The sequence below is a fragment of the Rhodanobacter sp. K2T2 genome (assembly GCF_013408815.1).
In the GTDB taxonomy this organism is placed as follows: domain Bacteria; phylum Pseudomonadota; class Gammaproteobacteria; order Xanthomonadales; family Rhodanobacteraceae; genus Rhodanobacter.
On the sequence record NZ_JACCCA010000011.1, the window covers coordinates 75,494 to 89,068 of the forward strand.

Genomic DNA, 13,575 nt, shown 5'->3' on the forward strand with positions numbered 1-13,575 from the left:
ATGAAAGCGTTTAAATAACCTGTCTATTCTACTGACCACAGTGGTGTTACAACAAGTGCGCGGGGATTATCCCGCTAAATCCGCTAGCCCGGCGGCAGGTTGAATCCGCGCACGATCCGGGTAAATCCCTGAATATCCACTTCGATGAGGGCCAGCAGGGCACCATCGCTGGCGTAGGCCGCGCACTGGCCAACCCGCGGCGCAGGATCCAGCTGAATCTTCTGACCGCGCGAGATGGCCATGCTCTGACCATCGTCCAGGTTCACCGACGGCAGATCGGCCAATCCGGCCGATACGGGAAGCAGCGACGTCAGCAGCGCCTCGTCGCCCTGCTCAGCCGCCTGCTGAAGTTCCTCGATGGTCACCATCCGCGGCTCCCGAAACGGCTCGACCCAAAGACGCCGGAGCGTCGTGACGTGCGCTCCGCAGCCCAGATCCTCGCCAATATCCACCGCCAGCGAACGTACGTAGGTGCCCGAACCGCATTCGATATGCAAGGTCAGCGTGTCGTCCGTACGGGCCAGTAAATCGAGGCGATAAACGTCGACCTCGCGCGCCGGCACCTCGACCGCCTCGCCGCGGCGGGCCTTGACGTACAGTCGCTCGCCGTCCTGCTTCAGCGCCGAGTAAACCGGCGGCACCTGCAGGATGCGACCGCGCAGTTTCACCAGCGCCGCCTCGATGGTGGCCTCATCCAAGGCCGGTACCGGCCGGCTCAGCAGAACCTCGCCTTCCTTGTCCGCGGTATCGGTGGTGACGCCGAGCTGGCACTGCGCGATATATGCCTTGCGCGAACCCAGCAGGCTACCGGCCAGCTTGGTCGCCTCACCGAAACACAGCGGCAACAGGCCCGTGGCCAGAGGATCGAGCGCGCCGGTATGACCGCCCTTGGACGCGCGCAGCACTCGTCGAACCGCCTGCAACGCCTGGTTGGAACTCAGGCCCAGCGGCTTGTCGAGCAGGAGAATGCCGTGCAGATCGCGGTTTTGAACGCGCGGAATACGAATGGAACGACTCATCAATGCCTTGCTGCCAACGTCGATGGATCAGTCTTTCTTGTCGCCGGCGGGCGGCAACAGATCGCGCGATTGTTGGCGCAGCAGCGATTCGATGCGCTCGCCCTTGTCGACCGAATCGTCGTACTTGAACTTCAACTCCGGCACGCGCCGCATGCGCATGCCGCTGTGCGCCAGCGAATGACGAATCTCGTGGCTGATGTCGTTGAGCGCCTTCACTGCCGGCAACCCCTGTTCGGGCATCAGCGCGGTAACCCATACCGTGGCCCAGTCCAGGTCACGGGTGATCTCGACGTCGGACACGCTGACCGACGGCAGGCCGTGATCGCGCACGGCCGCATGCACCAGCAAACCCAGTTCGCGGCGCAGTTCGGCACCGATCCGGTCGGTGCGTTTGAAATCACGGGATGGCATGGCAGGTTCCTCAAAATCCAGGGGCGAGAGACGAGATTCGAGGGACGAGAAAGTCCTCTTGACTCGTCCCTCGACCCTTCGCTGTTACAGCGTACGTGCGACTTCCGTGCGCTCGAAGCACTCGATCTGGTCGCCCGGCTTGACGTCGTTGTACTGCTTCACGGCGATACCGCACTCCATGCCGTTGCGCACTTCGTCGACCAGCTCCTTGAAGCGGCGCAGCGATTCGAGCTCGCCTTCGAAGATCACCACGTTGTCGCGCAGCACGCGGATCGGCTTGCTGCGCTTGACCGAGCCCTCGACGACCATACAACCGGCCACGGCGCCGAACTTGGAGCTGCGGAACACGTCGCGGACCTGGGCGATACCGATGATGTCCTCGCGCACTTCCATGCCGAGCAGGCCGGTGGCCGCCTGGGTCACCTGATCGATCACGTCGTAGATGATCGAGAAGTAACGCACGTCCAGACCGGACGTCTCGATCACCTTGCGCGCGGAGGCGTCGGCACGCACGTTGAAACCGATCACCAAGGCCTTGGAAGCCGCGGCCAGCGTGGCATCGGATTCGTTGATGCCGCCCACGCCGGAGGAAACCACGTTGACGCGCACACGCTCGTTGCCAATCTGCGTCAGCGACTCGCGCAACGCCTCGACCGAACCCTGCACATCGCCCTTGACCAGGATGTTGAGCGTCTGCTGCTCCACGCCCTGACCCATCTTGGCAATGATGTCTTCCAGACGATTGCTCTTGCTGACCATGCGCGTTTCGCGGCGCTTGAGCTCGCGCTCCTGCGCCACTTCGCGCGCCAGCCGCTCGTCGTCGACGCAGACAAAGTCGTCGCCGGTTTCCGGCACACCGGAAAGGCCCAGCACCTGCACCGGAATCGACGGGCCGGCCTCCTGCACCTGCTTGCCGTTTTCGTCGATCAGCGCGCGCATACGGCCGTATTCGACGCCGCACACGATGAAATCGCCTTTCTTCAGCGTGCCCTGCTGCACCAGCACGGTCGCCACCGGACCACGGCCCCGGTCGAGGCTGGACTCGATCACCACGCCCGAGGCGCGGCCGTCGGCTACGGCCTTCAGCTCCATCACTTCGGCCTGGATCGAGATCGCATCGAGCAGGTCGTCGACACCGGTACCGGCCTTGGCCGACACAGGAATGAACTGCACGTCGCCGCCCCAGTCTTCCGGCACCACTTCGTACTGCACCAGACCCTGCTTCACGTTCTCCGGGTTGGCGCCGTCCTTGTCCATCTTGTTGACGGCGACGATCAGCGGCACCTTGGCGGCGCGCGCATGCTTCACCGCTTCGACAGTCTGGGGCATGACGCCGTCATCGGCGGCCACCACCAGCACCACGATATCGGTCGACTGCGCACCGCGGGCACGCATCGAGGTAAACGCCGCGTGTCCGGGCGTGTCGAGGAAGGTGATGACGCCACGCGAGGTTTCGACGTGATATGCGCCGATGTGCTGCGTGATGCCGCCTGCCTCGCCCGACGCCACCTTGGTACGACGGATGTAATCGAGCAGCGAGGTTTTGCCGTGATCGACATGGCCCATGATGGTGACCACCGGCGGACGCGTGACCTTGTCGCCGACCAGCTCCACATTCTGCGTGTGCGCGGCCAGGGTGTCTTCGGCGTTGCTCTGGGTGTCGGCCACAACAGTATGGCCGAGCTCCTCGACCACCAGCACGGCGGTATCGTGATCGACGGTCTGGTTGATGGTCGCCATGACGCCCATCTTGAACAGCGCCTTGACCACCTCCGAACCCTTGACCGCCATCTTCTGCGCCAGATCGGCCACGCTGTTGGTCTCGGCCACGACGACTTCACGCACGACAGGTGCAGTCGGGCGTGAAAAGCCGTGCGGGCCGGTCGGGGCGCTGTTGCTGCGCGACATGTCGCGACCGGACAGACGACCGGCCTTGCCGCCGCGCTTGTTGTTCGACGACGACGAGCGGCGAGCCCGGTCGGCCTCGCTCAAATGCATCTGGCCACCGGCGAAACGCTTGCTGCCGTCGCGCTCTTCCTTGCCGCTGCCAGGGACTTCGCTGCGCTCTCGCGCATGCTTGGGCTTGCGGCTGGCATCGCCGGACGAGGCGCCGGGTGCAGTGGCGTCGGCGCTCGGTGGTCGTGCCGCTGGTGCAGCGGCGGGCGCCGCTGGAGCGGGTGCCGGGGCGGGAACGGGCTTGACCAGCTTTTCGCGTTTGCGCGGCTCGTGAATGCGCGGAAGAATCATGCCCAGCTCGCGGGTGTCCATGCGCTGGGTCACGAAGGGCTCGTCGGCAGCCGGCGCGGGCGCCGGGGCCGGAGCCTCGGCGACCGGGACGGGAGCGGGCACTTCCGCGACCTGGTCGACGCGGGCGGCGGCCGATTCGGCGGCAGCCTGGGCATCGGCCTGCTCCTGCTGGCGCTGCTGCTCTTCCAGGGCGCGCTGCTGCGCTTCCTGCTGGCGGCGCTGCTCGGCTTCGGCACGCTCACGCTCTTCGGCCTCGCGCTGCTGCTGCGACTCCTGCAGCTTGCGCATGGCGTCTTCGCGCTCGCCATCGACGCCGGCATCGCCCGCGATTTCGCTGCGCTTGACGTAGGTGCGCTTGGCGCGAACCTCGACGTTGACCGTCTTCGCCGTGCCCACCGTGCCACGGGCACCCGGCGTGGCGATTTTCAATTCACCGACGGTGCGACGCTTGAGCGTGATCTGGCGGGGCGCGCTGTCACCGGTTTCGGCGGCGACTTCGTTCTTGCCGTGCGTGCGACGCAGGAACCCGAGCAGCTTCACCTTTTCGGTGCTGCTGATGGTCTGTTCCTGATCGGAAAATTCCATGCCGGCTTCGCCGAGCTGCTTGAGCAGCCGGTCGACGGGCATGCCCAGTGTATGGGCGAGTTGTTTGATCGTGTCCGACATCGTGTTGTTGCTCCGCCGTTTCCGCGCTTGGGCTCTTGCGGGCCCTGAAGACCTTTCTCGGTCCTTGTCGACTGTGCCGCGATAAGTTGCACCGCCACCGCCATCCATGGTGAAAGGCTTCCGAAGAAACCTTTCTCAGCGCGCCCATCCAGGGCGCAGCCTCGTCCGCGGGTTAGCCGCCTTTCTCCAACCGTTCGATCATCGGCGCTCGTGCAGCCATGATCAGAGCAGCGGCCCGCGCTTCGTCCATGCCTTCGATATCGATCAGGTCGTCCACCGCCTGATCGGCCAGGTCGTCCAGCGTGCTGATTTCGCGGGCGGCCAGCGCATAGGCGGTGGCTTCGTCCATGCCCTCGAGCGTAAGCAGTTCGTCGGAAGGCTGATGGTCGCCCACGCCCTCCTCTGCTGCCAGTGCCTCGGTGAGCAGCGCATCGCGGGCGCGGGCACGGAGTTCCTCGACGATATCCTCGTCGAAACCCTCGACCGCCAGCAGCTCGGCGCTGGGAACGTAGGCGATTTCCTCGATGCTGGAAAAGCCTTCCTGCACCAGGATAATGGCGATTTCCTGGTCGACTTCAAGCTTGTCCATGAACAGCTGGCGTGCGGCCTCCTGCTCGGACTCGCTCTTGGCGGTGACCTGATCCTGGGTCATCACATTGAGCTGCCAGCCGGTCAGCTTGCTGGCCAGACGTACGTTCTGGCCGCCGCGACCGATCGCCTGGGACAGCTTGTCCTCGGCCACCGCGATGTCCATGGAATGCTTTTCTTCATCCATGATGATCGACTGCACTTCGGCCGGCGCCATCGCATTGATGACGAACTGCGCCTGGTTCTCGTGCCACAGGATGATGTCGACGCGCTCGCCGTTGAGATCGTTCGACACCGCCTGCACGCGCGAACCGCGCATGCCGATGCAGGCGCCGATCGGATCGGTGCGGCTGTCGTGCGCGAGCACGGCGATCTTGGCTCGGTCGCCCGGATCGCGGGCGCAGCCCTTGATCTCGACCAGACCCTGACCCACTTCCGGCACTTCGAGCTTGAACAGCTCGATCATGAATTCCGGGGCGGCGCGCGACACGAACAGCTGCGGGCCGCGCACTTCGGACTTCACTTCATACAGATAGCCGCGCACGCGATCGCCGACACGGGCCGATTCGCGCGGAATCGTCTTGTCGCGCGGAATGAATGCCTCAGCATTGCTGCCCAGGTCCAGATAGATGTTGCCGCGCTCGACGCGCTTGACGATGCCGGTGACCAGCTCGCCAACGCGATCGGCGAAGGCGTCGACCACCTGCTGGCGCTCGGCTTCACGCACGCGCTGCACGATCACCTGCTTGGCGGCCTGCGCGGCGATGCGGCCGAACTCGGCGTTCTCGACCTGCTGCTCGATGAATTCACCGACCTCGGCGCCCGGGCGCTCGTCGATCGCGTCCATCAGGCGCAGCTGATAGGACGGCGACTCCATCTCGCCATCGTCGGCAATCACTTCCCAGCGGCGAAAGGTCTCGTATTCGCCGGTATCGCTGTCGATGGACACGCGAATATCCGGCTCTTCGTCCGGATAGCGCTTCTTCGCCGCCGAAGCCAGCGCGGCTTCCATGGCTTCGAAAATGACTTCACGCGGCACGCCCTTTTCATTGGCGACGGCATCAACGACCAGCAAAAGCTCTTTGCTCATTGCAGCAACTCCATAGGCGCCCGCAGGCTTCCCAAACGTCGAGTTTTGCGTTCGTCCCTGAACGCCAGGATCACGAGGCGGCCATCCATGGCCGCACTATTCAATTCTTCAATCACTTGCTGGCCGGCTTGCCGCCGCGTTTGGGCTGAGGCGCATAACCCAGCGCCACCCAATCCGGCACCACGCGGGCGGTGTCCACCAGCGAATGCTCGAACGCGAACGTCTTGCCTTCGGCTTCCAGCGTAATGTGCTCGCCTTCCACGGAAACCAGCTTGCCGCGCAGGCGACGACGACCGTCCAGTGGTGCGTTCAGCAGCAGCTTGATTTCCTGACCGACGACTTTCGCAAACTGCGCTGCGTTGAACAGAGGGCGATCCAGGCCGGGCGAGGACACTTCCAGCACGTAGTTGCCCGGAATCGGATCCTCGACATCCAGCAGCGCGGAAAGCTCACGGCTCGCCGTCTCGCAATCCTCGATGCCGACTTCGCGACGTTCACCGTCCGCGCCAGCCTCATCGGGTTCGCTCTTGTCCAGAAGGTCCAAATAAACCCGAAGGGTACTCTGCCCATGCGACGGGGTGAACTCCACACCGATGCATTCCAGCCGCAAATCGGCCAGAACGTCGTTGAATCGTACCGCCAATGCCTTTGTATCCATGGGTTTGTCTCCCAGACCACCGTCAATCACATCACCAAACTGGGAACCGCAGAAACAAAAAAAGGGCTCCGACGGCCCATTTCCTTACTACGCCGATGTATCTGCTCTACCGCACTCTACCGCGCCCAAAACATCTCGTTCCGGCACTGCGCAACCCTGCGCCCAACAAAAAAGCCTCACAAGGAGGCTTTCTTTGAATCAAGAAAGATCTGGTAGCGGGGGCAGGATTCGAACCTGCGACCTTCGGGTTATGAGCCCGACGAGCTGCCAGACTGCTCCACCCCGCATCAGAGTCCGAGAAGTTTAATCGTATGGCCGGTTTCTTGCAAGCGAATGGCCACAGAAAAAGTCATAAACATGCAATTAAACGGTCGCGACGACGAAGCGGTGGACGATCACAGACCGAACGCGCTGCGGCACCAGCCAAGCAGGGGGCCCCAGAACAGGCCCAGAGCCAGCAACGCCAGTGCGTTCAGCGACAACACGATCCGTAGCGACGCGTCCGGCTTCGCGGCCAGCACGCTGCCTTCGGCCGGTTTGTCGAAATAGACCACCTTGACCACGTGCAGGTAGTAGTAGAGGCCGATGATCGCAAACACTACGCCCACCAGCGACAGCCACAGCATGTCGGCGTGAATCGCCGACTCCAGCACCAGCACCTTGGCCCAGAAGCCGACCAGCGGCGGCACGCCGGCCAGCGAGAACATCGCCAGCATCATCAGGAACGCCAGCCACGGCGACTTCTGGTTCAGCCCCTTTAGATCGGAGATCTCTTCGCACTCGAAGCCCGACCGCGCCAACACCAGAATCACGCCGAATGCCGCCACGCTCATCAGCGCGTAGCAGATCGCATAGAACATCGCCGCCGCATAGCCTTCCGGGCTGGCAGCCGACAGGCCGAGCAGCAGGTAGCCCATGTGCGAGATGGTCGAATAAGCCAGCAGACGCTTCAGATTGGTCTGCACGATCGCGACCAAGTTACCGATCGCCAGCGACAGCACCGCCAACACCGCCAGCATCAGCTGCCACTGGTGTGCCAGGTCGCCCATGCCGGCATCGAGCAGGCGATACGCCATGCCGAACGCCGCCAGCTTGGAACCCGACGCGATAAACGCGGTGACCGGCGTCGGCGCACCCTGATAAACGTCCGGTATCCACATGTGGAACGGCGCGGCGCCCAGCTTGAAGCCGATGCCCACGATCATGAAGATCAACCCGAACAGCAGCAGTTTCGGCGCCGTAGTGTACGAGGTTACGTGATGCAGCTGCGCCAGATCCAGCGTCGGCGTACCGCCCATACCCGACGCACCGTAAACCATCGACATGCCGTAGAGCAGCATGCCCGAGGCCAGCGCACCCAGCACGAAATACTTGATCGCCGCTTCCGACGGCAGCCGGGCGTCGCGGTTCAATGCCACCAGCGCATACGACGACAGCGACAGCAGCTCCAGACCCAAATACACCGTGACGAGACTGCCGGCAGACACCAGCAGCATGATGCCGATCACCGCGAAGATCATCAGCGTATAGAACTCGCCGTTGACCAGCTTGCGATCGATCAGATACGGCCTGGCGTACACGAACACGATGGCCGTGGTGAGCAAGGCGAAGACCTTGAGGATCTCGGCCACGCGATCGCGCACGAACATGCCACCAAACGCGGTGACCGTCTGCGCCGGCTGGCCGGCGATGACCAGATAGATCCCCACGAGCAGCACCGCAATGGAAATCCAGTGCAGCATCGGCCGCTCGGTGGATTTCATGAACGCGTCCAGCAGCAACAGCAAGCACGCGGCCACTACCAGATAGAACTCCGGCAGCATGATCAGGATGTCATTCAAATTCGGCATGTCTTGTCCCGATCAAATCTTGTGAATGGCAAGCTGCTGCACCAGATGCGACACCGAGGTGTCCATCAGGTGGACCAACGGCTGCGGCCAGATACCCAGCGCCAGTACCGCGGCGGCGAAGGCGATCAGCACGAACGTCTCGCGACCGTTGATCTCCTTCATCTCGGCCACGTGCGGATTGGTGATATCGCCCCAGAGCACGCGCTTCACCATCCACAGCGTGTAAGCCGCGCCTATGATCAGCGTGAAGGCGGCGAACAGTGCAATCCAGGGATTGGCGCTGAAGCTGGCCAGGATCACCATGAACTCGCCGACGAAACCGCTGGTGCCGGGCAACCCGCAGTTAGCCATGGCGAACAACACATAGAAAAAGCCGAACCACGGCATCACGTTGATGACGCCGCCGTAGTCCTTGATCTGGCGCGTGTGCAGGCGGTCGTACATCACGCCGATACAGCTGAACATCGCGCCTGATACGAAGCCGTGCGAAATCATCTGGATCATGGCGCCCTGCATGCCCAACTTGGCCATGTCGACGCTGGCCGGATCGCGCACCAGCAGAAAGGCGATGAAAATGCCCAGCGTCACGAAGCCCATATGGGCGATCGACGAATACGCCACCAGCTTCTTCATGTCCTCCTGCACCAGCGCGACATAGCCGATGTAGACGATCGCAACCAGGCTCAGCACGATCACCAGCCAGGCGTAATGCGCGCCGGCATCGGGCGTGATCGGCAGAATGAAGCGCAGGAAACCGTAGGTACCCACCTTCAGCATCACCGCCGCCAGCACCACCGACCCGCCGGTCGGCGCCTCGACGTGCGCGTCGGGCAGCCAGGTGTGCACAGGAACCATCGGCACCTTGATGGCAAAGGCGATCAGGAAAGCAAAGAAGATCCAGGTCTGCTCCTTCATCGTCAGCGGCAGTGCCGCCAGCGTGGCGAGATCGAACGTGCCGGCCTTCTGATACAGGTACAGCAGCGCGATCAGCATGAAGACCGAGCCGAAGAACGTATAGATGAAGAACTTCAGCGTGGCATACACGCGCCGCGGCCCGCCCCAGATGCCGATGAGGATGAACATCGGGATCAGGATCGCCTCGAACAGCGCATAGAACAGCAGCGCGTCGGTCGCGCAGAACACGCCGATCAGTAGGCCTTCCAGCACCAGCATCGCGGCCATGTACTGATGCGGCTTGTCCTGGATGACTTCCCACGCACCGACGATGACCAGGATGCTGACGAAGGTAGTCATCAGAATCAGCGCGACGGAGATGCCGTCCGCCGCCAGGCCGTAATGCACGCCCCACGACGGGATCCACAGATAGTTCTCGACCAGCTGCATACCGCCGGCATCGGGTTGGTACTGCACTAGCAGGAACAGGCTGACCACGAAGGTGAGCACCGCCACGATCAGCGACAGCCAGCGTGCGAGATTGGGCCGCTTCGAGCCGGCCAGCAGCACCGGAATCGCGCCGGCAACAGGTAGCCAGATCAGCAGGCTAAGCAAGTGAGTGAACATGTGTGCCTGCTTCCCTTATTGCCCGGCCACGCCGGAACCGATCAACCAATATCCGCCCAACAAAACGATCAGGCCGAGAATCATGGCGAATGCGTAGTGATACAGATAACCCGACTGCAGACGGCGCACCGTGGCCGCGATGCGGTGAACCACGCTCACCGAGCCGTTGACCATCACGCCGTCGATCAGGCCGGCGTCGGCAACCTTCCAGAAGCCCTGCCCCAGCTTGACGCCGCCGCGAGCGAAAACCGCAAAGTAGACATTGTCGACCCAGTACTTGTTGTCCAGCACGGTCCACAGCGGCTTCAGCGCACTCTTGATCTTGCCGGCCATCGCCGGGTTGAACAGGTAGATGTAGGTCTGGATGGCGAAAGCCAGCAAGACCAGGCCGAACGGACCGAACGGAGTAAACCCGTGCAATGCCATGTCCATGGCGCCGTGAAATTCCTTGCCGACTTCCGCCAGTACGTTATCGGCCTCGTCGATATGGATCGCGCTGCCGAACCAGTTGCCGAACAGCATCGGCCCCACGGTGAAGAAACCGACCAACAATGAGGGAATCGCCAGCAGCACCAGCGGCACCGTCACCACCCAGGGCGATTCGTGCGGCGCATGTTCCAGCACGCCCGACTCATGGTGATCGTGATGATCGTCCAGGTGCGCATGCCCGTGGTGCTCGACCACGGTAAAGCGCTCCTTGCCGTGGAAAGTCAGATACATCTGGCGGAAAGTGTACAGGCCCGTGACCATGGCACCGGCCATCACGCAGAAGTAAGCGTAGCCCGCGCCCCAGCGATGCGACTCGCCGACGGCCTCGATGATCGCGTCCTTCGAGTAAAAACCCGAGAAGAACGGCACGCCGCACAGCGCCAGCGAACCGATCCACATGGTGATCCAGGTGATCGGCATGTACTTGCGCAGGCCGCCCATGTAGCGCATGTCCTGCTCGTGATGCATCGCGATGATCACCGAGCCGGCACCGAGGAACAGCAGCGCCTTGAAGAACGCGTGCGTCATCAGGTGATACACCGCGCCGGTGTAGGCCGACACGCCCAGCGCCACGGTCATGTATCCCAGCTGCGAGAGCGTGGAATACGCGATCACGCGCTTGATGTCGTTCTGCACGATGCCGATCATGCCGGTGAACAATGCCGTGGTCGCACCGATCACCATGATGAAGCTCAGCGCGGTCTGCGACAGCTCGAACAGCGGCGACATGCGCGCCACCATAAAGATACCCGCCGTCACCATCGTCGCCGCGTGGATCAGTGCGGAAATCGGCGTCGGGCCTTCCATCGAGTCGGGCAGCCACACGTGCAGCGGCACCTGGGCCGACTTGCCCATCGCGCCGATGAACAGGCAGATGCACACAACAGTGGCAGCATCCCAGTGCGTGTTCGCGGTGATCTGCAGCGTCTTGCCGACAAGGCTGGGCGCGGCGGCAAAGGCCGTGGTGTAGTCCATCGTGCCGAGGAAATACAGCACGCCGGCGATGCCGAGCAGAAAGCCGAAGTCGCCTACGCGGTTGACCAGGAACGCCTTGAGATTGGCGAAGATCGCGGTCGGCTTCTTGTACCAGAAGCCGATCAGCAGGTACGACACCAGGCCCACTGCTTCCCAGCCGAAGAACAGCTGCATGAAGTTGTTGCTCATCACCAGCATGAACATCGAAAAGGTGAACAGCGAAATATAGGCGAAGAAGCGCTTGTAGCCCGGGTCGTCGCTCATATAGCCAATGGTGTACAGATGCACCAGCAGTGAGACGAAGCTCACCACTACCAGCATCATCGCGGTCAGGCGATCGACCATGAAGCCGACGCTGGCGCTGAAACGGCCGATCTGGAACCAGGTATAGAGATTCTGGTTGTAGACCGGCGCACCGCCGAGGGTGAGCTGATACAGCACGTAGAACGCCAGCGCGCACGAAATGGCGACGCCGAGGATGGTGACGGTATGCGAACCGGCCCGGCCGATGAACTTGCCGAGAAAGCCGGCCAGCAGACACCCGAGCAGGGGCGCCAGCGCAATCGTCAGCAAAATGGAAGTGGAAAGACCCATGTGTTCAGCCCTTCATGCTGTCGATATCGGAAATATTGATCGTGCTGCGATTGCGGAACAGCAGCACCAATATCGCCAGACCGATGGCCGCTTCTGCTGCCGCCACGGTAAGAATGAAGAAGACGAACACCTGACCCGACACATCGCCGAGAAAACGCGAGAACGCCACGAAGTTGGTATTCACTGCCAGCAGCATCAGCTCGATCGACATCAGCAGCACGATGACGTTCTTGCGGTTGATGAACAGGCCGGCGACAGCGATGCAGAACAGAATGGCGCCAAGCACGATGTAGTGCGATAGCGTGATCATGAGCTTGGCTCCTGGGGCGGCACGGGTGTTGGCTGGGCGGGACGCACGGCGTCCATTTTCACGATGCGGACGCGGTCGCGCGGATTGACGCGAACCTGCTCGCTGGCCGACTCGTGCCGGGTGGCATCGACGCGCTGACGCAGCGTCAGTGCCACGGCGGCCACCACGCCCACGGTAAGAATCAACGCCGCCACTTCGAACGGCAGCAGGTATTTGGTGTACAGCGCCTGGCCCAGCCACGCCGTGTTGGACACGCCGGCCACTACCGCCGGATCGGCGCCCATCACCTGTGCGTGCATGGCCTTGACGCCGATCAGACCGAGCATCTCGACCAGCATCGCCGCAGCCACGATCAGGCCCACCGGCAGGAACTTGACGAAGCCCTCGCGCATTTTCTCCTGATCGATGTCCAGCATCATCACCACGAACAGGAACAGCACCATCACCGCGCCGACATAGACGACGATGAGCGCCAGCGCGAGAAATTCGGCATCGGCCAGCATCCACAGGCAGGCCGCGCTGAAAAACGTCAGTACCAGCGACAATACGGCGTGCACGGTGTTCTTCAGCGTGATCACTGCCAGCGCGGCCACTACGGCGATGAAACCGAACAGGTAAAAACAGATGAGTTGCAGCAGTTGGGGATTCATGGGTCGACGGCCTCAGCGATATGCCGCGTCTTGGGTACGATCGGCGGCAATCTGCTTCTCGAAGCGATCGCCGATGGCGAGCAGCTGCAGCTTGTTCACCACGTTCTCGCCGCGATGTTCGAAATGGTATTCGTGGATGCTGGTTTCGACGATCGAGTCCACCGGACAGCTCTCCTCGCAAAAGCCGCAAAAGATGCACTTGAACAGATCGATGTCGTAGCGCGTGGTGCGGCGCTGGCCGTCACTGGCGCGCGGCGCCGAGTCGATGGTGATCGCCAAGGCCGGACACACCGCCTCGCAAAGCTTGCAGGCGATGCAGCGCTCTTCGCCGTTGGCGTAACGGCGCAACGCGTGCAGGCCGCGGAAGCGGTTCGACTTCGGAATGTGCTCCATCGGATAGCGCACGGTGTATTTCGGCTTGAACATGTAACGGATGGTCAAACCCATGCCGCGAAACAGTTCGATCAACAGCAGACTTTTGAAATAGTGGGTAATGCGGGACATGGC

11 protein-coding genes and 1 tRNA gene are annotated in these 13,575 nt (G+C 62.4%); all 12 read right to left on the reverse strand.

Features of this window, described 5'->3' with window-relative positions:
• Nucleotides 1-83 precede the first annotated feature (83 nt).
• Nucleotides 84-1,019, reverse strand: a complete 936-nt coding sequence (gene truB / locus HDE78_RS16785; RefSeq protein WP_179481597.1) for a tRNA pseudouridine(55) synthase TruB — start codon at nucleotides 1,017-1,019, stop codon at nucleotides 84-86.
• 27 nt (nucleotides 1,020-1,046) lie between these two features.
• On the reverse strand, nucleotides 1,047-1,430 hold the full coding sequence (rbfA, locus tag HDE78_RS16790; RefSeq protein WP_179481599.1) for a 30S ribosome-binding factor RbfA: 384 nt from the start codon (nucleotides 1,428-1,430) through the stop codon (nucleotides 1,047-1,049).
• Between the two features lie 84 nt (nucleotides 1,431-1,514).
• Nucleotides 1,515-4,343, reverse strand: coding sequence for a translation initiation factor IF-2 (gene infB / locus HDE78_RS16795; RefSeq protein ID WP_179481601.1), 2,829 nt, complete (start codon nucleotides 4,341-4,343; stop codon nucleotides 1,515-1,517).
• A 172-nt stretch (nucleotides 4,344-4,515) separates the two neighbouring features.
• The gene (gene nusA / locus HDE78_RS16800; protein ID WP_179481603.1) at nucleotides 4,516-6,021 is read right to left on the reverse strand and encodes a transcription termination factor NusA; all 1,506 of its coding nucleotides are present in this window, start codon (nucleotides 6,019-6,021) and stop codon (nucleotides 4,516-4,518) included.
• Between the two features lie 112 nt (nucleotides 6,022-6,133).
• Nucleotides 6,134-6,679, reverse strand: a complete 546-nt coding sequence (gene rimP / locus HDE78_RS16805) for a ribosome maturation factor RimP (protein WP_179481605.1) — start codon at nucleotides 6,677-6,679, stop codon at nucleotides 6,134-6,136.
• A gap of 210 nt (nucleotides 6,680-6,889) precedes the next feature.
• Nucleotides 6,890-6,966 (reverse strand) — tRNA-Met (locus tag HDE78_RS16810).
• Nucleotides 6,967-7,074: 108 nt separating this feature from the next.
• Nucleotides 7,075-8,529 (reverse strand): NADH-quinone oxidoreductase subunit NuoN, encoded by a 1,455-nt coding sequence (nuoN, locus tag HDE78_RS16815; protein ID WP_179481607.1) that lies wholly within the window; start codon nucleotides 8,527-8,529, stop codon nucleotides 7,075-7,077.
• A 12-nt stretch (nucleotides 8,530-8,541) separates the two neighbouring features.
• Entirely contained in the window at nucleotides 8,542-10,050 is a 1,509-nt protein-coding gene (locus tag HDE78_RS16820; protein ID WP_179481609.1) for an NADH-quinone oxidoreductase subunit M, read from the reverse strand.
• A 15-nt stretch (nucleotides 10,051-10,065) separates the two neighbouring features.
• Nucleotides 10,066-12,108: an NADH-quinone oxidoreductase subunit L gene (gene nuoL, locus HDE78_RS16825; RefSeq protein ID WP_179481611.1), complete on the reverse strand. Its 2,043-nt coding sequence runs from the start codon at nucleotides 12,106-12,108 to the stop codon at nucleotides 10,066-10,068.
• A 4-nt stretch (nucleotides 12,109-12,112) separates the two neighbouring features.
• Nucleotides 12,113-12,418: an NADH-quinone oxidoreductase subunit NuoK gene (gene nuoK, locus HDE78_RS16830; RefSeq protein ID WP_179481613.1), complete on the reverse strand. Its 306-nt coding sequence runs from the start codon at nucleotides 12,416-12,418 to the stop codon at nucleotides 12,113-12,115.
• Nucleotides 12,415-13,068, reverse strand: coding sequence for an NADH-quinone oxidoreductase subunit J (locus HDE78_RS16835; RefSeq protein ID WP_179481615.1), 654 nt, complete (start codon nucleotides 13,066-13,068; stop codon nucleotides 12,415-12,417). Before HDE78_RS16835 ends, nuoK begins: the two co-directional genes overlap by 4 nt.
• A 12-nt stretch (nucleotides 13,069-13,080) precedes the next feature.
• Complete coding sequence (nuoI, locus tag HDE78_RS16840; RefSeq protein ID WP_179481617.1) at nucleotides 13,081-13,572, reverse strand: NADH-quinone oxidoreductase subunit NuoI; 492 nt, start codon at nucleotides 13,570-13,572, stop codon at nucleotides 13,081-13,083.
• Nucleotides 13,573-13,575 lie beyond the last annotated feature (3 nt).

Excerpts from the sequence above, each read along its gene's own strand:
- HDE78_RS16820 (WP_179481609.1), bottom strand. The coding sequence starts at position 10,050 with ATGTTCACTCACTTGCTTAGCCTGCTGATCTGGCTACCTGTTGCCGGC.
- nuoN (WP_179481607.1), bottom strand. The coding sequence starts at position 8,529 with ATGCCGAATTTGAATGACATCCTGATCATGCTGCCGGAGTTCTATCTG.
- nuoK (WP_179481613.1), bottom strand. The coding sequence starts at position 12,418 with ATGATCACGCTATCGCACTACATCGTGCTTGGCGCCATTCTGTTCTGC.
- HDE78_RS16835 (WP_179481615.1), bottom strand. The coding sequence starts at position 13,068 with ATGAATCCCCAACTGCTGCAACTCATCTGTTTTTACCTGTTCGGTTTC.
- nuoI (WP_179481617.1), bottom strand. The coding sequence starts at position 13,572 with ATGTCCCGCATTACCCACTATTTCAAAAGTCTGCTGTTGATCGAACTG.
- rbfA (WP_179481599.1), bottom strand. The coding sequence starts at position 1,430 with ATGCCATCCCGTGATTTCAAACGCACCGACCGGATCGGTGCCGAACTG.
- infB (WP_179481601.1), bottom strand. The coding sequence starts at position 4,343 with ATGTCGGACACGATCAAACAACTCGCCCATACACTGGGCATGCCCGTC.
- nusA (WP_179481603.1), bottom strand. The coding sequence starts at position 6,021 with ATGAGCAAAGAGCTTTTGCTGGTCGTTGATGCCGTCGCCAATGAAAAG.
- nuoL (WP_179481611.1), bottom strand. The coding sequence starts at position 12,108 with ATGGGTCTTTCCACTTCCATTTTGCTGACGATTGCGCTGGCGCCCCTG.
- rimP (WP_179481605.1), bottom strand. The coding sequence starts at position 6,679 with ATGGATACAAAGGCATTGGCGGTACGATTCAACGACGTTCTGGCCGAT.
- truB (WP_179481597.1), bottom strand. The coding sequence starts at position 1,019 with ATGAGTCGTTCCATTCGTATTCCGCGCGTTCAAAACCGCGATCTGCAC.